General features: G+C 69.2%; 18 protein-coding genes and 1 riboswitch. Of the genes, 9 read left to right on the top strand and 9 right to left on the bottom strand.

What is annotated here, in order from left to right; translation table 11 throughout:
- Window positions 1–79 precede the first annotated feature (79 nt).
- The 5 genes from lhgO (at window position 80) to HC362_RS17495 (ending at window position 4,972) form a co-directional block, all read left to right on the top strand.
- On the top strand, window positions 80–1,327 hold the full coding sequence (gene lhgO, locus HC362_RS17515; protein ID WP_243084871.1) for an L-2-hydroxyglutarate oxidase: 1,248 nt from the start codon (window positions 80–82) through the stop codon (window positions 1,325–1,327).
- Between the two features lie 172 nt (window positions 1,328–1,499).
- Entirely contained in the window at window positions 1,500–1,652 is a 153-nt protein-coding gene (locus HC362_RS17510) for a hypothetical protein (RefSeq protein WP_243084870.1), read from the top strand.
- Window positions 1,652–2,386 (top strand): tRNA (guanosine(46)-N7)-methyltransferase TrmB, encoded by a 735-nt coding sequence (gene trmB, locus HC362_RS17505; RefSeq protein ID WP_243084869.1) that lies wholly within the window; start codon window positions 1,652–1,654, stop codon window positions 2,384–2,386. Before HC362_RS17510 ends, trmB begins: the two co-directional genes overlap by 1 nt.
- Window positions 2,387–3,198: 812 nt before the next feature.
- Entirely contained in the window at window positions 3,199–4,428 is a 1,230-nt protein-coding gene (locus HC362_RS17500; RefSeq protein ID WP_243088666.1) for a PrsW family intramembrane metalloprotease, read from the top strand.
- 82 nt (window positions 4,429–4,510) lie between these two features.
- Window positions 4,511–4,972 carry a very short patch repair endonuclease gene (locus HC362_RS17495; RefSeq protein WP_279240113.1) on the top strand — a complete coding sequence of 154 codons (462 nt, stop codon included), beginning with the start codon at window positions 4,511–4,513 and terminating at the stop codon, window positions 4,970–4,972.
- Here the strand turns inward: HC362_RS17495 and dcm are convergent.
- The 4 genes from dcm to HC362_RS17475 all read right to left on the bottom strand — a co-directional run bounded on the left by dcm (window position 4,913) and on the right by HC362_RS17475 (window position 10,382).
- Window positions 4,913–6,223 (bottom strand): DNA (cytosine-5-)-methyltransferase, encoded by a 1,311-nt coding sequence (dcm, locus tag HC362_RS17490; RefSeq protein ID WP_243084868.1) that lies wholly within the window; start codon window positions 6,221–6,223, stop codon window positions 4,913–4,915. The genes HC362_RS17495 and dcm overlap by 60 nt on opposite strands.
- A gap of 195 nt (window positions 6,224–6,418) precedes the next feature.
- On the bottom strand, window positions 6,419–8,251 hold the full coding sequence (locus HC362_RS17485) for a DEAD/DEAH box helicase (RefSeq protein ID WP_243084867.1): 1,833 nt from the start codon (window positions 8,249–8,251) through the stop codon (window positions 6,419–6,421).
- A complete protein-coding gene (locus HC362_RS17480; RefSeq protein WP_243084866.1) occupies window positions 8,248–9,675 on the bottom strand; it encodes a hypothetical protein in 1,428 nt (475 codons plus the stop codon). The genes HC362_RS17485 and HC362_RS17480 overlap by 4 nt, the downstream gene beginning before the upstream one ends.
- Before the next feature lie 5 nt (window positions 9,676–9,680).
- Window positions 9,681–10,382: a hypothetical protein gene (locus tag HC362_RS17475; protein WP_243084865.1), complete on the bottom strand. Its 702-nt coding sequence runs from the start codon at window positions 10,380–10,382 to the stop codon at window positions 9,681–9,683.
- A 492-nt stretch (window positions 10,383–10,874) separates the two neighbouring features.
- Here HC362_RS17475 and HC362_RS17470 point away from each other — a divergent pair, with 492 nt between their 5' ends.
- Window positions 10,875–11,579, top strand: coding sequence for a hypothetical protein (locus HC362_RS17470; protein ID WP_243084864.1), 705 nt, complete (start codon window positions 10,875–10,877; stop codon window positions 11,577–11,579).
- Between the two features lie 120 nt (window positions 11,580–11,699).
- Entirely contained in the window at window positions 11,700–12,164 is a 465-nt protein-coding gene (locus HC362_RS17465; protein ID WP_243084863.1) for a PPOX class F420-dependent oxidoreductase, read from the top strand.
- Window positions 12,165–12,187: 23 nt separating this feature from the next.
- Here the strand turns inward: HC362_RS17465 and HC362_RS17460 are convergent, their stop codons facing one another.
- The 5 genes from HC362_RS17460 to HC362_RS35065 all read right to left on the bottom strand — a co-directional run bounded on the left by HC362_RS17460 (window position 12,188) and on the right by HC362_RS35065 (window position 19,465).
- Window positions 12,188–13,135, bottom strand: a complete 948-nt coding sequence (locus HC362_RS17460) for an aldo/keto reductase (RefSeq protein WP_243088663.1) — start codon at window positions 13,133–13,135, stop codon at window positions 12,188–12,190.
- 157 nt (window positions 13,136–13,292) lie between these two features.
- Entirely contained in the window at window positions 13,293–14,687 is a 1,395-nt protein-coding gene (locus tag HC362_RS17455) for a M23 family metallopeptidase (protein WP_243084862.1), read from the bottom strand.
- An 11-nt stretch (window positions 14,688–14,698) separates the two neighbouring features.
- Window positions 14,699–14,864, bottom strand: a riboswitch (cyclic di-AMP (ydaO/yuaA leader).
- 165 nt (window positions 14,865–15,029) lie between these two features.
- Entirely contained in the window at window positions 15,030–16,238 is a 1,209-nt protein-coding gene (locus tag HC362_RS17450; protein ID WP_243084861.1) for a PP2C family protein-serine/threonine phosphatase, read from the bottom strand.
- A 198-nt stretch (window positions 16,239–16,436) separates the two neighbouring features.
- Window positions 16,437–17,264, bottom strand: coding sequence for a DUF4232 domain-containing protein (locus HC362_RS17445; protein WP_243084860.1), 828 nt, complete (start codon window positions 17,262–17,264; stop codon window positions 16,437–16,439).
- 308 nt (window positions 17,265–17,572) lie between these two features.
- Window positions 17,573–19,465, bottom strand: a complete 1,893-nt coding sequence (locus HC362_RS35065; RefSeq protein WP_347568451.1) for a protein kinase — start codon at window positions 19,463–19,465, stop codon at window positions 17,573–17,575.
- Window positions 19,466–19,483: 18 nt separating this feature from the next.
- Here HC362_RS35065 and HC362_RS17435 point away from each other — a divergent pair, with 18 nt between their 5' ends.
- Window positions 19,484–20,140, top strand: coding sequence for an RNA polymerase sigma factor (locus tag HC362_RS17435; protein ID WP_243084859.1), 657 nt, complete (start codon window positions 19,484–19,486; stop codon window positions 20,138–20,140).
- A gap of 165 nt (window positions 20,141–20,305) precedes the next feature.
- Window positions 20,306–21,100, top strand: coding sequence for an NAD(P)H-binding protein (locus HC362_RS17430; protein ID WP_243084858.1), 795 nt, complete (start codon window positions 20,306–20,308; stop codon window positions 21,098–21,100).
- The last annotated feature ends 50 nt before the right edge of the window (window positions 21,101–21,150 follow it).

The following is a 21,150-nucleotide window of genomic DNA, read 5'->3' as shown; positions in this document are numbered from 1 at the left end:
CGGCGTGAGGGAAAGCGCCTGACGTAAGGGGAAGCGTCCGAGTGGGGAGGCTTCTGAGGCGAGGAGGCGGAGGCAGTTCATGATGGGGGGCGTGTCCTCGACGTCCGGAAGTCTCGACTGCGATGTGCTCGTGATCGGCGCGGGCATCGTCGGTCTGTCCACCGCCTATGCGCTGACCCGCCGGGCACCCGGCACCCGGGTCACCGTCCTGGAGAAGGAGCCCGGCCCCGCGCGGCACCAGACCGGGCGGAACAGCGGGGTGATCCACAGCGGGATCTACTACCCGCCCGGCTCCCTCAAGGCCCGGTTCGCGCTCGAAGGCGCAGCGGAAATGGTGAAATTCTGCGCGGAACACGGCATTCCGCACCAGGTCACCGGCAAGCTGATCGTCGCCACCGAGCACCGGGAACTGCCCCGGCTGCACGCCCTCATCCAACGCGGCAGACAGCACGGCATCCCGGTACGGGAACTGGGCCCGGCCCAGATCACCGAGCACGAGCCGCACGTACGGGGCCTCGCGGCCATCCATGTGGGGACGACGGGCGTGTGCGACTTCGTCGCCGTCGCCGACCGGCTCGCCCAGCTGGCCCGGGACGCGGGCGCCGAGGTGCGGTACGGCACCGCCGGAGCCGTCACCGCGATCGACCGCCGACCGGGGCGCGGGGTCGCCGTCCGCACGGCGGACGGGACTGTGGTACGGGGGCGGGCCCTGGTGAATTGCGCCGGGCTGCACTGCGACAGCATCGCCCGACTCGCCGGAGATGTATCGCAAGCCCGTATTTTCCCGTTCCGCGGTGAATACGCGGAGCTGGTACCCGAACGGGAACACCTGGTACGCGGACTCGTCTACCCGGTGCCCGATCCGGCGTTCCCCTTCCTGGGCGTCCACCTGACCCGCGGCGTGCACGGCGGCGTCCACGTGGGACCGAACGCCGTCCCTGCCCTCGCCCGCGAGGGGTACGCCTGGCCGACCGTACGCCCCGCCGAGTTGGCTGGGCTGCTGACCCACCCCGGCACCTGGCGGATAGCCCGCCGCCACTGGCGGTACGGGGCAGGTGAGGTGCGGCGCTCGCTCTCCCGCCCGGCGTTCACGGCCGCCGTACGACGGCTGCTGCCCGAGGTGACGGCAGCCGACCTGCACCCCGCGCCCGCCGGCGTACGAGCCCAGGCCGTCCTGCGGGACGGGACTCTCGTCGACGACTTCCTCTTCGCGGAGGGCCCCCACACCGTCCACGTCCTCAACGCACCGTCCCCGGCGGCGACGGCCTCCCTGCCCATCGGACGGGAGATCGCCCGACGCGTGGCCGGAGCGCTCGGAGACGGCTGACGGGGGCCTGGGGCTGGGGAGGAGCGCCGCCGTCCGCCACGTCCCCCGTAAAATTGAGACATCGTGTCCGAACGCAAAGACTCCCCCGACCTCCCTGACGTGCTCGAGAGCGACGACCCAACCCACCCGGCGGCCGGCCCAGCAGGCTCCGGCGACGACCGGAAGGACGCTGATGTCGGTCCGCAGCACGGTGACGACGCCCCGGCGGGGCCGCCCGAAGGCGGACCCGGTGACGGACGCCACGGCGAACCCGACCGACGTCAGGTCGGACCCGGCCGACACCAGGGCGACCAGCACGCCGCACAACGACCGGCAGGAAGGGTGATGGCGCGGATGTTCCCCCCGGGAGCCGGTCCCTCACCCGACCCGGCCGGCTCGCACCACGAGCGCCGTATCCGCAGCTTCCAGCCGCGCCGCAGCCGGGTGACCAAGGGCCAGCGCGCGGCGCTGGAGCGGCTGTGGCCCCGGTGGGGCTTCGACGTGGACGGGCTGCGCACCCTCGACCTCGGTGAGCTCTTCGGCGATCCGGAACTGCCCGTCGTCCTGGAGATCGGCTTCGGTATGGGCGAGGCCACGGCCCAGATGGCCGCCGGGGACCCGGCCACCGGCGTACTGGCCGTGGACGTCCACACCCCCGGCCAGGGCAACCTGCTGCGCCTCGCCGACGAGAAGGGCCTCACCAACGTACGGGTGGCCAACGGGGACGCGATCATCCTGCTGCGCGAAATGCTGCCCCCCGACTCGCTCTCCGGACTGCGGGTCTACTTCCCCGATCCGTGGCCCAAGGCCCGCCACCACAAACGGCGGCTGATCCAGCCCGAGTTCCTGGACCTGGCGGCCGGGCCGCTGCGGTCGGGCGCTCTCGTGCACTGTGCGACGGACTGGGAGAACTACGCGGAGCAGATGCTCGAAGTGCTCAGCGCGCACCCGGAGTACGAGAACACCCAGCCGGACGGCGGTTTCGCACCCCGTCCCGAGAACCGCCCGCTGACCCGCTTCGAGGGCCAGGGTCTGGACAAGGGACACAAGGTGCGGGACCTGCTCTTCCGCCGCCGCTGAGACGGGCCCGCGCGCCGCTGAGACGGGCCCGCGCTCGTGAACTCCGCCCGGCGGCGGTGGCCGAGGCCTGACGGCTGCCGGGCGGTGGTTGTGGCGGTGCCGCAGCGTACGTCACCCACACTGGTTACTGTCGTTGGGTGCATGACGAGGCAACCGGCGCCCCCAGCGCGCCGCCCCACGCGATGACGCCCGGGCCGACCCACGGCCCCGCGCCCGTCCCGCCCGCACGTCCCGGCCGGCCGGAGGGCCGCCAGGACCGGGTACCGGAGACGGAGCGGGGTGGGCCATGGCCCGAGGGCGGCACGCAGTCGGCAGCTCGGCCGGAGGACGCGCGGACACCTCCGCCGATGCCAGTGCCCCCGCACGACCCGGCACCGGCCGCCCCGTACGCACCCACGGACCCGTACGCACCGGCGAATCCGCACGCCTCCGCGCCGCCCGGGGCCGCCCCCTCTCCGTACCCGTACGGTGGGCCGCCCCCGAGCGGGCCCGCGACCGCCCCGCAGCCGCCGGGCCCGGCTCCCTCGTACGCACCGGCTCCCGCAGGTCCGGGCGCCGTCCCTCCGGCCGGTCCCCACTACCCGGAGGTCGCCGCCCCACCGCCCGGAACGCCGCAACCGACCGGCGGCTCCCCCGCGCACGCCCACGGCCCGACGCACACACGAACACAGACACAGACGCAGACGCAGGACCCGGCCCAGGCCGGCCCCCCACCCCAAGCGCAAGCACAAACACACGCACACCCACACGCACCCGCGCACGCCAACGCGCACCCACGCGCCCACGCCCACGCACACCCGCACACTCACGCCGTGCAGACGCACCCGGTGCCGTCCTGGTGGCAGCGGAACCAGCGCACTCTGCGCGCCACAGCGGTGATCGTGCTGCTGGGCCTGTGCGGGCTGATGATCCTCGCGCTGGTACGCGAACAGACCGGTACGCAGGGACTGCTGGTCGGATTCGGACTGGCGCTCTTTCCGGTGCCGCTGCTGCTGACAGGGTTCCGCTGGCTGAACGCGCCGCTGCCCTCGCCCTGGCGCAACCACCTCTTCGCCTTCGCGTGGGGAGCCTGCGCCGCGACACTGGTGGCGCTCCTCGCCAACGGCTTCGCCACCGACTGGCTGGCCTCATCCGTCGTCGTCGACTCACCGGACCAGGCGGACACGCTCGGAGCCATCGTCATAGCCCCTGTCGTCGAGGAGACGACCAAGGCGGGGGCGATCCTGCTGCTCTTCCTCTTCCGCCGCCGCCATCTCGACAGCGTGATCGCGGGCATAGCCGCGGCCGGCATCACCGCGGCCGGCTTCGCCTTCACCGAGAACATCCTCTACCTCGGCACCGCGTACGGAAAGGACACGGTGCTCGACCCCGACAGCCTCGCCCGTTCGGCCACGGTCGGCACCTTCCTCATCCGCATCATCTTCGCGCCCTTCGCGCATCCGCTGTTCACGTCGATGACGGGCATAGCCTTCGGCATGATTGCCGCGCTGCCCAGGCGACGGCGCACCCTGCGCTGGGTGCTGCCACTGGTGGGCTGGTTCACCGCTGTACTGCTGCACGCGATATGGAACGGCTCGGCGTCCTTCGCCAACTACACGTTCCTCGCCGTGTACGGACTCTTCATGATCCCCGTCTTCGGGGCGCTGACCTGGCTCGCCATCTGGTCCCGCCTGCACGAGCTGCGCCTGGTACGGGACACCCTGCCCGCGTACGCCGCAGCGGGCTGGTTCAGCGAACCGGAACCCTGGTCCCTCTCCTCGATGCGCGCCCGCTCCATGGCCCGCGCCATGGCCCGCCGCAGCCACGGTCCGGAGGCCGCCCGCACCGTCGCCGCCTACCAGCACGACGCCACCGCGCTTGCCCTCCTCCGCGCCCGCGCCGACAACGGCGCCACCGCCCCCGACTTCGCCACCCGCGAGCGTGAACTCCTCCAGAGCCTCTGGACCAACCGCCCCCTGGCCGGCCCCCCAACCACCAGCGCCGCCCTGGCCCTGAGCCGCCCAGCGGCACCACGGTGGGTGGGGTATCCGATGCCACGGTGACCAGCGGCCGCCCGCTTGCCCAGACCGCCAGACGAGCCGGCTCCCTCGCCCGCTGGCCGTTCCGGTTGTCTAAGCTCGTTCTGTGTCCACATCTGACGTCGCCAACGCCGAACCGCTGCCGGAGGGGTCCTGGGCGTCCTCTGCCGCACGTCGACGGAACATGCAGGCGATCAAGAGTCGCGACACCACTCCGGAGCGGAGAATTCGCCAGCTTGTGCACGCCCAGGGTGCCAGGTACCGCGTCAGCGCCCGGCCCCTGCCCGATCTCCGGCGCACCGCTGACATGGTCTTCCGGTCCGCGAAGATCGCCGTGTTCATCGACGGCTGCTACTGGCACGGCTGTGCGGAGCACTATGTGCCGCCCAAAACCAATTCCGGCTACTGGTCGGACAAGGTCGCACGCAACATCGCACGCGACCGCGACACCGACCAAAAGCTAAAGGAAGCTGGCTGGCTCGTACTGCGCTTCTGGGAGCACGAAGAATCAGAAGCGTGCGCAGACCAAATCGTCGCCTTGGTCAGAAGCAGGCGCCGCAGCAACTGAAACGGTGAGATCGGCCGGTACCTCACCGACCTCGATCCGCATGTCTTCACCAATCTCAGCCTGAACGTACGCCGGTTCCTCACGGTGGATACCGACGTAATCGACCTCAAGCCCATCGAGGAGTTCTTCTTTTAGCTCGGGGCGCAAGACCGCAGCAATGGCCCGCCCCAAAGCATTGGCCACCGGGGGCGGAAAGGCATTGCCAACCTGACGGTATTTTGCTGTCTTCCCGCCAGAGAACTTCCAATGGTCCGGAAAGCTCTGCACACCGGCCGCCTGTCGCACGGTCAGCATGGGTCCCTCGGGCCGCAGGAAGTCCCGCGCGAGGTCCTGGACGTCTTCCGGCTCGTTGGCGACACCAAGCGCGTTCACGCCGAAGACCGCCCAGCTCTTCTTGGCCCGGTTTGGACCGAGGTCCGCGCCCCCATGCTTCTTTGAGCCACCGACCAGGGTCGGTGCGATCCGAGCTGTCGCCTCGGCCTTCTTCTCCCACTTGACGTATGCCGTCTTAATTTCCGCAGCCCGACTGGGGAATTTCTTAAGGAGCACATCGCGCCGCCTGGCCATCTCAGGCTGAAGAATTTCAAACAGGTCAGCGCGCTTCCCTCCGGTACCAACCGGCCAGGGGAATTTCTCAACATCTGCCATGATATCTTCACGGAGGGCAATGAGTACAGACCTCGGGCGTAGCTGCGGCACCCCGTAGTCCCGCGCTTCTAGGAGTCGCCACCCGCATACGAGGTAGCCCATTCTGACCAGCTCACTGGTGATCTCTGCACGATAGCCGTCGAATTTCTGATCCAGGATCCCCCGCACGTTCTCAATGAGTACCGCGCGCGGATGGAATTCTTTGACGAGCCTCAACATATCCGGGAAGAGGTCCCGCTCGTCATCCCGCCCCAGCCGCTGCCCGGCGACGGAGAAAGGGGGACAAGGAACACCACCGGCAAGGAGGTCCAATTCACCCTTTTTCAGGGGCCGCCCAACTACCTTCTTTCCAGGTTCCCCCAGGGCTGCCAACGGGTCGTCAGAGACGAAATCTTTCAGGTCCTTCTCAAGAACCTGGCATCCTGCCCACCGGCCGTCGTCCCCGACATTTGCCTTCAGAGTCGCGCATGCGTACTTATCGATCTCCAGGAGTGCCAGGTGCCGGAAACCCGCCTGATGCAGCCCGATCGCCTGTCCGCCAGCCCCGGCGCAGACTTCCACCGAGGTCAGCGGCTCATACGTACCGCGAACGCTCACACTCATCGACGTGGTCCCTCCCAGCGTGACTCACAGCAGGTGCTCTAGTTTCGCAGAAATCCCTGCTCTCACCAGGAGCTGTGAGCACCCAACCGTGCTCACCACTGCTGCATAAGTCTCGCAGCACACCAATGTCTCATCCCGCCCGGGCCGCTGTCCGTGCGGTCTGCTCCGCGCGCAGCCCGGTCAGACACAAGACCACTACCTCTTCCCGATGTGCTTGAGCACGGCTCGCACGTCTGCGTTGTCCAAGCCGCCGAACCCCGCCGGCGCGTCCTGAAGATCCGCAAGCTGCTGGACAGCGGGATCATCCAGAACCTTCGACATGAACTCCAGCTTGTCCCTCAGCCGCACCTCAACGACCTCATCGATGGTGTCCCGGGCGGCGAGCACGGTGATCCGTGTCTCAACGTCGTCCGCCAACCCGAGCCGGTGGATACGGTCCAGGCTCTGCAGATAGCGACCAGCCATGAAGTCCCTGTCCACGTACACCGCATCATGGCAGACCTGGTGGAGGCTGATGCCTTCGCCGAGAGTCGCTGGGTTGGACACGAGAACCAGGCAGTCGCTGTCCTCTCTGAACCGGCGGATCTCTTCCTCTCGGTTCGCAGTGCCCCCGTATACGACAGCGGCAGGGTAGCCCGCGTCCTCCAGGAGCTTAGCCAGGGACGTCAGACTCCGCACGAAGGTGGTCCAAACCAGGGTTTTCCGGCCACGCGAGGCATTGGCGGCCACGATTGCCATCGCCTCGCTGTACTTGGGGGACAACTCGTAGTCGGGCAGGTTCTGCAGCAGTTGGTACAGAGACCCGCCTTCCGGTATCTCTAGAGGGGGCAGCCTGTACTCCACCGGCTCGTGCTTACTCGCTCCCTCCAACAGCAGCGCGGGATTTGTGGCCGCCATCAGCATCCGGAGCGCGGACTTGCCCAGTGCGGCGAAGTCGTCTGACGCTGCTTCCGCCCGGGCCGAGAGATCACCGACCAAAGCCCGGTAGATCTCGTCGTGCAGCGGAGGCAGGTCCACCCGTTCGATGTGCGCGCTCACCGGCGGAAGACCCAGTTCCTGCTTTGTCGTCCGGGTGAAGAGCGGGCGCAGGACAGCGCTCGCATGTGCTAGATCTCCGCCGGCCACAGCCTGGGTGACCACCCGCTGCCCATGCCCCGGCCAAACGAACCCCAGCAAGTTCTCCAGGTCCTTCGCGCCGTTCGGTGCCGGCGTCCCTGTCAGGATCAAGCGGCGCTTTGCAAGAGGCCCGAGCGCCATACATGCCGCACCGTAGGTGCCCTTGGCGCCGAGCTTCATCCGGTGGGCTTCGTCAAGGATGAGCATGGAAGGCTCTTCTCTCAGCCAGGCCGCGAGATAGGCGAGGTTCCGGTCTAGACGCTCATAGTTCGCAATCAGCACCTCAGCGTGCGGATCCTCACCGCCGTCCAGCTTGCAGTAACGAAGCCCGGGTGAGAAACAGACTCCAGACTCGAAGATCCATGATTCGTACGCCGATTTCGGACTGACGACCAAAAGCCGTCGCGCCTCCCCCTTGGTCCGCATAGCTGCGTACAGACCCAGCGCCGCTCTGGTCTTGCCGGCACCGGGCACGCTGAAGTTCGCTCCGTGCCGGAGCGTCAGCAGCTTGCTGATGTCCCGGCGCTGGAACTCCGTCAGAGGCGCGGCCCAGGAGGGGCCGAGGAGAACATCAAGCTCCTCCACAGCCAGAAGGCTGGCGTCGGCGCCAGCAGAGCCAAGCTGCTTCTCAGCCGTCTCAGCGTCCTGCAAGCTGGAGACAACCAGCGCGCTCAATTCCGGCTCCCACTGCACCCCTTCTGGGGCTGGCCAGTTGCCTAGGACATTGATGCCAGACAGCAGGTCTTCAAGGTCCACAAGGGCTGAGGTGGGACCCAGCTGCCGCCCGGTACGGAACCGGGCGACAAGCTGGATGAGGTCAGCGCGGTGCTTCTCCGGGACCCGGAGTTCCGCCTTGGTCCGGCTCACGTCGAAGCCAAGGCGGAGCGAAGGCTCCCCCACCGGAGCTGTCACTCGTTGCCCTCCTCCACAGCAGCTGCCTTCAACAGCCATGAGACACCTGCTCCGGGGTCCTCTTTCCCCCTGCTGAGCTGGCTGGCCAACTGCTTGAACACTGTACGGAACCTCACCACAGCTTCGTCAAAGCTCTCCTGATCGAAGACCCGTGCGCCCTTAGCCTTCACGACTTCATCGATGCACAGCTCAAGAGACGTCGTTGCCTCCCTGAGCCGCTCAGGCGCCAGTTGTTTCCGCTTTCGCAGGCGTGCTGCCCCTTCAGCAGAGTACAACGCCTCCCCGAACGCCTTCTTCGCCTCTTCTCGTATGCTGAACGCCTCACGCCTCGCGCCCTCGTCGACGTGCTGAGAACTGAGCCGCGCATTGGCCTGCCGGACCTGCCTCGTGACACTCCTCGCCGTCTCTACCCTCGATGACACCGCCGGCATAGAGACATCCAAGCCGGGAATGGCGACTGTTGCCTCCGACGTGTCGATGGTGGTGGGCATCAAGTGGCCAGGAAACTCATCAGAGAGGAACTTCTCAAAGAACCTCTCGTTGATAAGACGCACACGCGTCTTGGCGAAACCGAGCAGCATGGCAGACGTCCGGTACTCCTTCAGCACCTCCGCGCCATCCGGGTCGGCCTTAGCGAGGCTCATGTAGTCACGGTGCAACTCTTTCAGCCGTTCCTGCATCCCCTCAAACTCAACGAGAGAAAGCGCGACACCTTCCGACTCACTGCGCGCGATCTGGTCCCTGATGTGCTGCAGAATCCACACCTGCTGGTCAACGGTCTTCGGACTGCAACGGAACTCCTTGGCGATAGCCTCCTTGGAGAGACCAAGCCTGATGCGTTCGTCGATAGCCAGCAGCCTGTTGATGTAGGAGTATTCGCGCCGACTGTCGTTGCGGAGCTGCAGCGACAGCTCCACTGCAGTGACGTCGTCCCACGTGAAGGAAGCCGGCAAGACACCCACGCGCAGTGTCGTGATGCCTAGTTCCCGGAGCGCGGCGGCACGCGTGTTGCCGTTCACGATGATGCCGTGATGCGTGACGAGACCGGGCTCGTTCTGCCCGTACTCCCGAAGATCTTCCTTCAGTTTGTCGAAGTCAGGGTCCCGCTTCGCGGGGTCCGTCGGCATGGCTTTCAGCAGGGTGCCCAGATAGTCCTGGCTCTCTGCTCGCCATGGGTCTGCCGCCAGCGCCTGCTGCCGCGCGCGGTCGTGGCTGCACTGGGCACGGATGCGGTGGGTTGCGGGGTTGTAGAGGAGATCTTCCAGCGGTAGGTCAATGACGTCGACGTGCAATGCCTTTCCATTCCAGTCAACGGTTACCGTCTCGCGCGTTCCTCCTGCTCTACTGGCTTCCTCCAGACGCAGCTTCAGCAGCTCCTCGAATCGCTCCTTGCGCGGCGGCAGGGGGTACTCCAGCCTGGTCATTCTGCTCAGCCCTCCTGCGCGAGGTCTTCGTTGACTGCGGTAGCCAAGGCCACGCGGGACTCGGCGGGGAGGGTCCGGTAGCGCCCCCACAGCCGCTCCAACGCGCCGCGCTCCCGCCGGTCGGCCTCGATCCATCCTGCCAGCGCAGCCTTTTCGATACCTGAAAGTGCCTTAACGTCCTGCAGGAGCAACTGAAGGTCAACCTCCTGTGAATGACCGCCGACACGGCACCTGTTGCACTCAGTTACCAGCTGCGTCTCCTCAGCCCCCTCAGGCAACAGGACATGCCGACGCGCAATGTCCAGCTGCGCGGCAGCACCTCCGTCGCCATACGACTCACCGGCGCCAATGCCACAGGAACGACAGAGGTAGTTGTCCTGCAACATCGTCTTGGACCGCTGGGTTGCCGTGATACTGGCCTTCTGCTTCGTCGCCGCCTTCGCCTGCCCCGGAATCCAGACTTCTGCGCCCTTCTTCACGTACCGCTGCTCGTCCAGCTTTAGGGTCGGGTCGTCCCGCCGGGTATCGATCTGCCACCCGTAATCGCGCAGGGCGCGGAGTCGGCGGTCAATCTGCGCCACGTCAGTGAACGCGTTGCGCAGCTCCGTCTTGGTGAAGATGCCTCCTTCTCCCACCTCAGCCTCAAGCCAGAGGGCTGCCCGGCTCATGCTGCCGAAACTGCTATCCCGCCAATCGGGAAGGGACATGCGCACTCTCCAATCACACAGCGGAGCAACGGCCCGGCACAGGGGCCCCAGGATCGGCCCTGCTGCCAGCCGAGCTCTGCGAAAGAACTCGGTGGGCTTCTACCAATACCCGAGAGGAAGCCCGGCAGTCCAGCGGAATTCAGCAATCCTCGGTGTTTCTAGTTGCCGAGCCATGTTTCCAATTCAGCAACGAGCAGGGCCCGGGTTGTTTCCAGTTTGCGGATGAACTGGAAACACTTAACCAGCCGACAAATTGTCGGCGCAGCACTGGAATTCCGGCCCTTGCTCTGGTACCTGTTTGGGTTCCGCCGTTTTCTACCCACGGGGGGAGGGAACGAGCTGACCTGTCTGGCGTCAGCGTTCACTGGTCTGCCCGCGGCCCGGGGCCCGCGACGTGTTCCACCGCCCCGTGTGGCCGAGCAGCAGCCCCGCACGCGAGTTGGCAGCCGGTCTCTCGTCCCAGTTCACAACCAGCAGGGGGAGCCATCAGAAGTGCCAAAACAAAATCAGCGCAAGCCGGTTGGCCGTGCCACGCCGGTTGACAGAGCCACGACCGAGGTCAAGAGACTCGCCAGTCAGCTGCGTGAACTGGTCGACGCGACTGGTCTGCCGGACAAGGCCGTGGCCAAGGAGATGGGCATCCAACCTGGCACCCTGTCCAGGCTGCTGTCCTGCAGACAGATAGTCAAAGGCCGCACAGAGCAGCTCCACGACGTCACGTGCCGCCTTGCCGGTAAAGTACTCATCAGCCGGAAAGACTTGCTGACGCTCCACTACAAGGCCGCTCTCAGTGCCCCGGAGGCCTATAAGAGGGAGTTCAAGAAGGCCAGGAAACACCTGCCGGTCCCTTCAGCGGGAGGGGACCGGCAGGCTCACACGTCGAGCACCCGGGCCGAGCTCTTCCTCGCTGACCTGCTTAAGCAGGAGGGGCGCCCAATGCCTGAGACGCTGGATGTCCTTCGCGCCGGGGCCGACGTACTCGGCCCGCCAGAAGCGGCAAACGTCATGGCCAACCTGCGGCAATGGGGGGATGCGGCACTGGCGGAGGACTTCGCGCAGATCTACGGGCGGGAACAAGACCCCCTGAGAGTGATCCATACGGCCCGCGATCTCCTAGACCCTTACGAGCAGCCGGACGCTGCCTCCAAACTGCTTACTGCGGCGCTGCCGCCAGGCCATGCCGGCAGCGTCCCGTGACGGCTGTTCTGTGCCACCTGCTGCGCCGCCCGGACCGCGTTTACGGCTCGCGCCGTGCGCGGCTTCTCTGGGCATCAGCACCACCAAGTTGACCAAGCCATATCTCACAGGAGGCGACTCATGGCGAGCACAAACGGGCCTGGCAGGCCAAGCAGTGAGCAAGAGGAAGCGCTGCTCCGGTTGTTGTCGGAGGTCGACCGGGGGGTGTTGGTGACGTTGCGGCGGGATGGGCGGCCGCAGTTGTCGAACGTCAATCACGCGTTCGATCCGGAGGAACGGGTGGTGCGGGTGTCGACCACCGCGGATCGGGCGAAGGCGCGGAATCTGGCGCGGGATCCGCGGGCCAGTTATCACGTGACCAGCGGGGACGGGTGGTCGTGGACGGTGGTGGACGGGACGGCTGAGCTGACGGCTGTGGCGCAGGAGCCGCGTGATGCGACCGTCGAGGAGTTGGTCGAGGTGTATCGGGCGATCAGGGGCGAGCACCCGGACTGGGACGAGTACCGGGCCGCCATGGTGGCGGAGCGGCGGCAGGTGGTGCGGCTCCGGGTCGAGCGCGTGTACGGGCAGCCGGGCCGGGGGTGAGCCCGGCCCGGCCGGCCACCGGGTTATGCCGAGGCTTCCGTCAGGAGGCGGAGTTCCTCGGTGGTGAGCCGCAGATCGGCGACCGCCATCAGCGCGGGGAGCTGGTCGACCGTGCGGGCGCTGGCGATGGGGGCTGCGACCGTCGGCTGGGCGGCGAGCCAGGCGAGGGCGACGGTGGCCTCGGCGCACTGGTGCGCGTTGGCCACGGTGGTCAGCGCCGCGAGGACGCGCTGACCGCGCTCGGTGGCGAGGTACTGGGCCGCCTTGCCGGTACGCGCGCCCTCGGGTGCGGCCTCGCCCGGGCGGTACTTGCCGGTGAGGAAGCCGGAGGCCAGCGCGTAGTACGGCAGTACGGCCAGGGATTCGCGCTGGGCCAGCGCTGCCAGCTCTCCCTCGTAGGTGTCGCGCGAGACGAGGTTGTAGTGCGGCTGGAGCGCCACATAGCGGGCGAGGCCCTCGCGGTCGCTGAAGGCGAGCGACTCGGCGAGGCGGGTCGGCGCGATGTTGGACGCGGCGATCTCGCGGACCTTGCCCTCCTTCACGAGTTCGTCGAGGGTGCCGATGATGTCGGAGACCTCGACCGACTCGTCGTCGAAGTGCGTGTAGTACAGGTCGATGCGGTCGGTCCGCAGGCGGCGCAGCGAGTCCTCGCAGGCGGCCTTGATGGTGGCCGGGGCCAGGCCCATGTGGTCGGGGTGGCGGGCGACCTTGGTGGCGATGACGACGTTGTCCCGTACGGACGAGCCGCGTGCGGCGAGCCACTCGCCGATGACGGTCTCGGACTCGCCGCCCTTGTTGCCCTCCACCCAGGCCGAGTACGCGTCGGCTGTGTCGATGGTGTTGCCGCCGCCGTCCGTGTAGGCGTCGAGCACGGCGAAGGAGGTGGGCTTGTCGGCCGTCCAGCCGAAGACGTTGCCGCCCAGCACGAGCGGCGAGACGGACAGTTGACCGATCTTGTAGTCGGCATTCATCTGCATGCAGCGACGGTAACGCGGACCGGAAGGCGGGCGGATGGTGGCGCGTGGGCCGTTGCCACCGGCCGCCCCATCAGCCCCGTCCTCCCCGTGGGGCCCGGGACCCGGGGGCCTCGGCGAACCCGGTAGGCCCCCGGCCGGCGCCGTCGGTCCGTCAGATGTCGACGCCCTTCGCGCGGAGCCACGGCAGCGGGTCCACCGGGTCGCCTCCGTCGGGGCGGACCTCGACGTGCAGATGCGGTCCCGAGGAGTTGCCGGTCGAGCCGACCCGGCCGATCACGTCACCCGTACCGACCTTGTCTCCCGCCGACTTGGTCATGGAGGACAGGTGGCAGAACCAGATTTCGGTGCCGTCCTCCAGCTTCAGAACGATGCGGTAGCCGTACGAACCGGCCCAGCCCGCCTCCTTGACGGTGCCGGTGTGAACGGCCTTGACGGGCGTGCCGTTGGGCGCGGCGAAGTCCTGGCCGGTGTGATCGTTCTGCCACATGCCGCCTGCCTGGCCGAACCCGGCGGTGAGCTGGTACGAGGCCAGCGGCGCGAGGTACTTGCCGGCCAGCTGTGCCCGGCGTTCGGCCTCGGCCTTCCGCTTCTGTGCCGCGGCCTTCTCGGCGGCCTTGCGCTTCTCCTCGGCCGCCGCCTCCCGGGCACGTTCGGCCTCGGCCTGCTTCTCGGCTGCCGCCCGCTTCGCGGCCTCCTCCGCCGCCGCGTTCGCCGCCTGCCGGGCGGCTTCCTCTCGGGCTTCCTCGTCCGCGGCGGAACGGTGCTGCTCGGCCTGCGCGAGAATGCGGGCCCGCAGCGCCTCACCGGCGTTGGTCCTGCCCGCCGCCAGGTCCTCGGCGGAGAGTCCGGCCTGCGTGAAGGGGGCCACGGAGGCGGTCGCGTCGCCGTCGGAGCCCTCGGCACCGTCCGCGTCGTCGCCGACGAGGGAGCCGATGCCGGGCAGGTCCTCGACGTCGGGCAGGTGGTCGGGGACGCTGCGGACGGCGTCGGCCGCGCTGCCCAGATCCGGTACGGATATCGCGCCGGGGTCCTTGTCCTGAGCGGTCGCCATGCCGCCCGCGCCCACCGCCGCGATCATGCCGACGCCGAGCACGGCACCGCCGCGCGCCACCCCGCCGGCCCGCTGCTTGGCGACCCGGTGCCGACCACGCATCGCGCGGACGGACTCCTCGGTGGGGTTCCACTCGTCCCCGGTGGTGTCCGTGGGGGCCTCGCCAGGAGCGTTCCCATAGGCGTCGCCTGGTGCGTCCCTGAAGGTGTCCTGTGGGACGTCCCTGAAGGTGTCCTGTGGGACGTCCCTGAAGGTGTCCTGTGGGGCGTCCCTGAGCGGTGCCGGGCCGGACGGTACGACGGGCACGGCGGGCGGGAGCGGCGCGGCGGCCCGTCCCGGTGCGGAGCCATAGACGGTGGACGAGCCGTACGCGGTGGACGAGCCGTACGCAGGCGAGTCGTAGGCGGCGGTGGAGGAGCCGGCGCGGTCGAGGTGCGGGTCGTACGCGACGGCCTCGGGCGCGTGGCCGGCGAAGCCCTGGGATCTGGACGCCACGGGGGCGCTCTCCTTTCCTTCCTTCTCGCCTACCGGGTTAGCTGACGGGTTCGGAGCAGGAAGGTCTCCTACGGGCGTCCTCTCGCAAGGGCGTCCGATTCACCCCGTCCTCCTCGCCTGGCTGACGAGAAGGGGTGGTTCCCCGGTTCCCACGGTGCGGTCCAGCGGTGCAGGTCCAGGGGGCGGGCGCTGCTGGTGCTCCGTATGCGGGATTCGGCGACGGCGCACGGTGCCGCCTTCCGTGACGACAGTGACGACCGTGCTGCGTTATCGGACGTTAATAGAACAGTGGCCTTGATTCCAAGCTGTTCCCCGTAATTGGCGGTGGCCGCCCGGCTCGGTTCAGGGCTGGGGCCTGATGTGGTGGGCGACCGCGAGCAGCGCCATGTCGTCCACCGCCTGGCCTCCCGTATGGGCCGCGACGTCGATGAGGACCGTCTCCAGCAGCTCCTCCGGGTGGGCGAAATAGCTACGGGCCAGCCGTTCGGCCGGTTCGTAGAAGACACCGTCCGAGTCGCGTGCCTCGGACAGGCCGTCGGTGTAGAGAAGGAGCTGGGCGCCCCGGGGGAAGGGGACCTCGTCCACATGCTCCGGCCACTTCCCCAGCTCGGACATCCCCAGCGGAAGCGCCGGCACGGTCGGCTCGAGCAGGGCCGTCCGGCCTTGGTGCAGGAGGATCGGCGGCGGGTGGCCCCGGTTGACGATACGCAGCACCTTGTCGCCGCTCTGTCCGCCGTCCTGTCCGCCCTCTTGTCCGGGACCCGAACCGGGTCCGGAACCGGGACCGGAACCGGGACCGGATGAGTTCGGGATCTCGACCAGTACCGCCGTGCTGAAGCCCTCCAGCCGTGCCGAGCCGGTCTGTCGCCGCCCCTCCCGCTGGAGGGCCCGGTCGAGGCGGGCGGCCACCGCGGAGAGCGTCTCTTCCTGCTCGGCGGCCTCACGGAAGACTCCGACCAGGAGGACCACGGCGGCCACCGCGCCGGTCCCCTTGCCGCGTACGTCGCCGAGCAGCAGCCGTACGCCGTAGGGAGTCTCCTCCGCCGCGTAGAAGTCCCCTCCGACCCGGGCCTCGGCCTGCGCCGCGCGGTAGCGGGTGGCCAGCGTCAGGTCGTCGACGCGGGAGGGCGGGGTGGGCAGCACGGCGAGCTGTACCGCCTCGGCCACCCCACGCGCCGAGGCCAGCCGACTCCCGCTGCGGAGCAGTACGTAGTTGACGCCGACGGCCAGGATGGAGACGGTCACGCTGGTGAGGGACCTGGCTTCGGACTCGATGAGGCTGCCGTTGTCGTGGAAAAGGGCGAACAGAAGGGTGGCACCGGAGGAGAGCACGCCGGTGAGAATGGTGCTCCACAGGGACAGGAACGCCGCCGCCGCCAGTGGGGCGGCGGCGAAGGGTGCCGAAATGGTGACCTCGCGCGGCGTGGACAGCTCGAGGGCGACGCCCAGGACGAACAGCGCGGCCGGGAGCCACCGCGCCAGGCGCCACAGCCGTCCCACACCGTTCTCGTACCCGCTCGCCGGCTGCCTCCCGGCCTCCCTCTGCCGCACGGTCCCAATCTGACCGGGTGGAGGGATTCGGGCCACTCGGGACCGCTGGTCGGGGTACGGAACGGGGACGAGGAGCGGGTGGAAGGCGGCCCCCTAACACGCACGGGGCCACACCGCCCGTCGCCGTACGGCAGCCGGGCGTATGGCAGCCGGGCGTACGGCAGCCGGGCGTGCGCCGGCCACCAGAAGGAAAGGGGCTCAGCCGCCCGTGCCGGGGGCCAGGGGGCTGATCTTGGGCACCGACGCCTTACCGGTGTTGGTGACCGGTCCACCGGACCAGGGCACCCGCAGGGAGGCGCGCTCGTCGGGCGGGGTGACCTTCGCGGCGCTCGGTGTCACCGTGGTGACGTTGGTCACCTCGGGGTTGGTGAACGAGAGCGAGGCCCATGCGCTCTTGCCGGGCGACAGCGTGACCGTCCGTACCTCGCCGCCCGTGCGATTGGGATCGAAGGAGACCTGTTCGCCGCTGCTGTTGACGAAGGCGAGCCCGGGGTAGCCGCGTACCGTGCAGGTCCTGTCGGATCGGTTGGTCAGCACGAGGGCGAAGTTCTCCTGCCCGGCGCCCGGATGATTGGGGCCGAACGACGCCTTGAGGTCGCCCGTGCGGCACCGGGAACCGGAAGCGGAACCCGAGCCGCCACCGCTGCCGCCCGACCCGTTCTTACCGGACGAGGAGGACGAGGACGACGAGGAAGCGGAGCCGCCCTCGTCCGAACCTGAGGCGCCCTGCCCGGACGAGCCGCCGCTCGAGCTCCCGCCGTCCCCGCCGCTGCCTTCGCTGCTGCCGTTCTTGCCGTCGTCGCCGTGGGAGGAGCCGGAGTCGCCGCCCGCGGGCGCGGCCCCGCCGCTGACCTTCTGCGGGGCCGAGTCCGAGTCCTTGTCGCAGCCGACCACCAGCGCCCCCGCAGCCAGCACAGCGGTCGCTGCGGCGGCGATACGGGCCACGCGGTGACGGCGCCGGAAGGGGGTGGCCGGGGAGTTCGGTGCGGGTTGCGTGTTCGTCGTCGGGTCCTGGCGCTTCGTCATGGCTGCCGTCACTCCCTGGTCGTCCTGTCTCGCAGTCGTCCTGCCTCGCTGGTGCTCGTGGACCGCAGGGGCCCTGTCCGGCGGTCGTCCGGCTGCCGGGTGGCGGGTGGCGTCACGCGCCCGACTCCCCGTCTCCAGGGTGCCCCCGGGCTTCCTGGCCGTACACAGCGTTGGATGGCCGACGGCGCGGGAAAGTTCACGGCCGCCCCGACTTTTTTCCCGGTTCCCCGATGTGGGGGACACCCGGCGCCGGTGCGGCCGTTGGGAGTTGTGCGGTCAGTTGCGCGGTAGGAGTTGTGCGGTAGGAGTTATGAGGCGCTGACCCGCAGGCTGCTGAGCACCTGATCCGTTCTCGCCGAGCAGTCCTCGGCACAGCGGATCTGTACGTATACCGGCGGCTTGCCCTTCTGCCGTGGGGCCAGGGCGATCTCCTCCAGCGAGTGCCCCGGGGAGTCGCAGGCCGACCAGGTACGGACGCGCCCTTGCCAGCCGTCGCCCTTGTAGGTGCGGCTGCCCGCGTACTGGCAGCGCCTGTGCTTGAGTTCGGCCACCTTGGCGGACAGCGCCTCGGCGGCGGCCGCCGCTCCGTCGTCGTCCTTCGAGGAGTAACCGAGCCCGACGAACACCCCGCTCGTGCCCGAGGTGAGGTCCTGCCAGCGCTTCATGTCCTGCGAGACGACCAGACCGGGGGCGTGCTCCGCCGACAGCCCCAGCGAGGAGGGGCTCCAGCCGGAATCGGCCTTCTCCTGCGCCCACTGGGCCGGTATCCGCAGACTGATCCGGCCACTCGCGTCCTGCACCCTCACGTGGGAGGGGCTCTTGTCGCTCTTGGGCATCAGCAGTTTGCCGGCCGCTCCCGCCCCGGCCAGTACGACGACGGCGGCACCGAGAGCGACGGCGCGCCAACGGCGGCGGGGGCGCGGTGGGCGCCCGGCAGCGGACGAGGGGCTGTCGGCGCCCCACGAGGGCGCACCGGCACCGGACGCGCCCGGTGCGTGCGCCTCCAGGACGGGTTCGCCCGGAGTCGACCTCTCGTACTCCGAAGCGCGGGGGCCGGACCTCTCCGCAACGGACTCCTCGGGAACGGCCTGCCCGGGAACGGCACCCTCGGGCGCGACGCCCCCTTCGGACGCGGCAGCCACCTCGGGCCCGACCGACTCCTTGTCCCTGTCCGACTTCTCGACCCCGTCGGGCTTCTCGCCCCTGTCGGACCCCCCGACCCTCTCGGCCTTCTCGACCGTATCGGACTCCTCGGGGGCGACCGACGCCCCCGACCGTTCCGACGCACCCGGAACCCCCGACCCGGCCGACGGCGGTTCCGTCGCCACCGTCGGTGGCTGACCGGCCGCGCGCCGGGAGGCGGGTCCCACGGCGAGGGAGGACAGTTGAGCGGCCGACGGGGCGAGGAGCTCGTTCGCGATCCGGTCCAGCTCGTTCGCGAACGAGGCGGCGGTGGGCCAGCGGCGTTCGCGGTCGGGCTCCATGGCGCGTCCGACGGCTTCCGCGACGGCGGGCGGCAGGCCGGGGCGCAGTTCGTCCAGCGGCATCACCCGGTCCGGATTGCCCGGCTGCGCACCGGTCACCAGGTGGTAGAGCACGGCGCCCAGGCTGTAGATGTCCGCGCGTGCGTCGATGCCCTCGAAGGGTTCGGCCTGCTCGGGCGCCATGTATCCGACCGAGCCCGCGACCACGGTCAGGCCCGAGGCGTGTGCCAGGTTCTTGGCCAGGCCCAGATCCGCGACCAGCACCCGCTCGCGGCCCTGTGCTCCGCCACTGGTCAGCAGCACGTTGGACGGTTTGACATCGCGGTGGACCACGCCCGCCTCGTGCAGGGCCTCCACGCCGCGCGCCGCCTCGGCGGTGAGCCGCAGTGCCTCGTCCACCGGCAGCGGTCCCGCCACCATCCGGTCGGCCACGGTGCCACGGTCCGCGTACTCCATGACGAAGTACGGGCGTTCGTCGTCCAGCTCACCGACGTCGAAGACCTGGACGACGCCGCCCGACGACGCCTTGCGCAGCAGCCGCGCCTCGGCGAGGAAGCGTTCCCGGATGTCCATACGGTGGGCCCAGTTGTCGGCCATCACCTTGACCGCGACGGGTGCCTCCAGCCGGTCGTCATGTGCGAGCCACACGACCGCGAAAGCGCCGGAGCCGAGACGTCGTTCGACCCGGTAGCGGCCGATCTGATCAGGTGAAGGCATGCCCCTTATGATGCCTGGATGTGCCCACCGTCCTCCCCCCACGCCTTGAACCAGCCATCCGGACGGCCTGAGTCGGCGGGCCCGGCCGATCCCGCGACGCCCGCGGACTCGCCGTCGGCCACCGACACCGAGGCCCTCGCCGCCCGCGCGGCGACCGGCGACAGCGCGGCGCTGGACGCGCTGCTGCGCGCGATCCGGCCCGATGTGGTGCGGCACTGCGGCCGCTTCCTCCTCTTCCGTGAGGACGCCGAGGAGGCCGCGCAGGACGCCCTGCTCCAGGTCGCCCGGCACATCGAGCGCTTCCAGGGCCGCAGCCGTTTCAGCACCTGGCTGCACACGATCGTTGCGAACTGTTCACGTCAGAAGTACCGCGAGCTCAAGCGCCGGTCCGCCGAGCAGCCGGCGCTCCCGAACCAGACGGGTGCGCCGGAGAGCCGCCCCGACCCGCGGACGACAAGTGTGATCGCGGGCTCCCGGGTGGATCTCCTGGAGGCGCTGGAGCGGCTGGAGCAGGAGAGCCCGCATCTGGTGGCGCCGCTGGTCTACCGGGACCTGTGCCAGATGGACTACGCCGAGATCGTCGAGCGCCTCGGTATCCCGCTGGGCACCGTCAAGTCCCGGCTGCACCACGCGCGCCGCCAGATCCGGCCGTGGCTCACCTCACAGGAGCTGTAACCGTCCTTCCAGGGTCCGCGCCCCGGGGTGTCGACAACCGCCCGAGGGGACGGCGCGATACCTGTGGCGGGTGACCGGATTCGGCGATGTCACATCCGGGGGTCGGTATCCGGTCCTCCGGTCAGGAGCGCCATCACGACCACCGGCCCTTGGAGGTAGACATCCATGACCCGATCCGACGACTCCACCACCCGAAGCGGTCCCGTCCTGGTGACCGGTGGCACCGGCACCCTCGGCCGTCCGCTCGTCGACACACTGCTGGCGGACGGCGTCGCCGTACGCGTGATGAGCCGGCGGCCGCGCCCCGCTGACGACGACCGCCCGTGCGAGTGGGCGGTCTGCGACCTCACCAGCGGGGTCGGGCTGGCCGCGGCGGTCTCCGGGGTGAGCGCGATCGTGCACTGTGCCACCGACCCGTGGCGGGAGGTGAAAGTGCTCTCGCGGGTGGTCGAGGCCGCACGCGAGGCGGGCGTCGCGCACCTGGTCTACATCTCCATCGTCGGCGTCGACCGCATCCCCTTCCCGTACTACAAGGCCAAGTTCGCGGCCGAGCGCCTGCTGGAGCGCTCCGGGGTGCCGTGGACGATCCTGCGGGCCACCCAGTTCCACAATCTGGTGGCCGCGATGACCGACGGCCAGCGGCGGCTGCCCTTCGTGCTCTCACCGGCCGGTTTCCGCTTCCAGCCGGTGGAGGTCACCGAGGTCGCGCACCGCCTCGCGGAGCTGGTGCGCGAGGCACCGGCGGGCCGGGTGCCGGACATGGGAGGGCCGCGGGTGCACACCGCCAGGGAGCTCGCCGAGGCGACCCTCGGGGCGGCTGGACGGCGGCGCCGCGTGGTGGACGTCCCCCTCCCCGGCCGTACGGCCCGCGCCTTCCGCAGCGGCGGCAACCTGACCCCCGACCACGCCACGGGGAAGGCCACGTTCGCCGAGTTCCTGGCCAACCGTGAGTCGGACTGAGCCCTGCCCCCCGACAGACACGGAGCCGAGACTGAGCCCCGTCCGACGCA

It is taken from the genome of Streptomyces sp. 891-h (assembly GCF_022760275.1).
Taxonomy (GTDB): Bacteria; Actinomycetota; Actinomycetes; order Streptomycetales; family Streptomycetaceae; genus Streptomyces; species Streptomyces spirodelae.
Note: the sequence above shows the minus strand (reverse complement) of the source record. Positions and strands in the feature narration are given on the sequence as shown.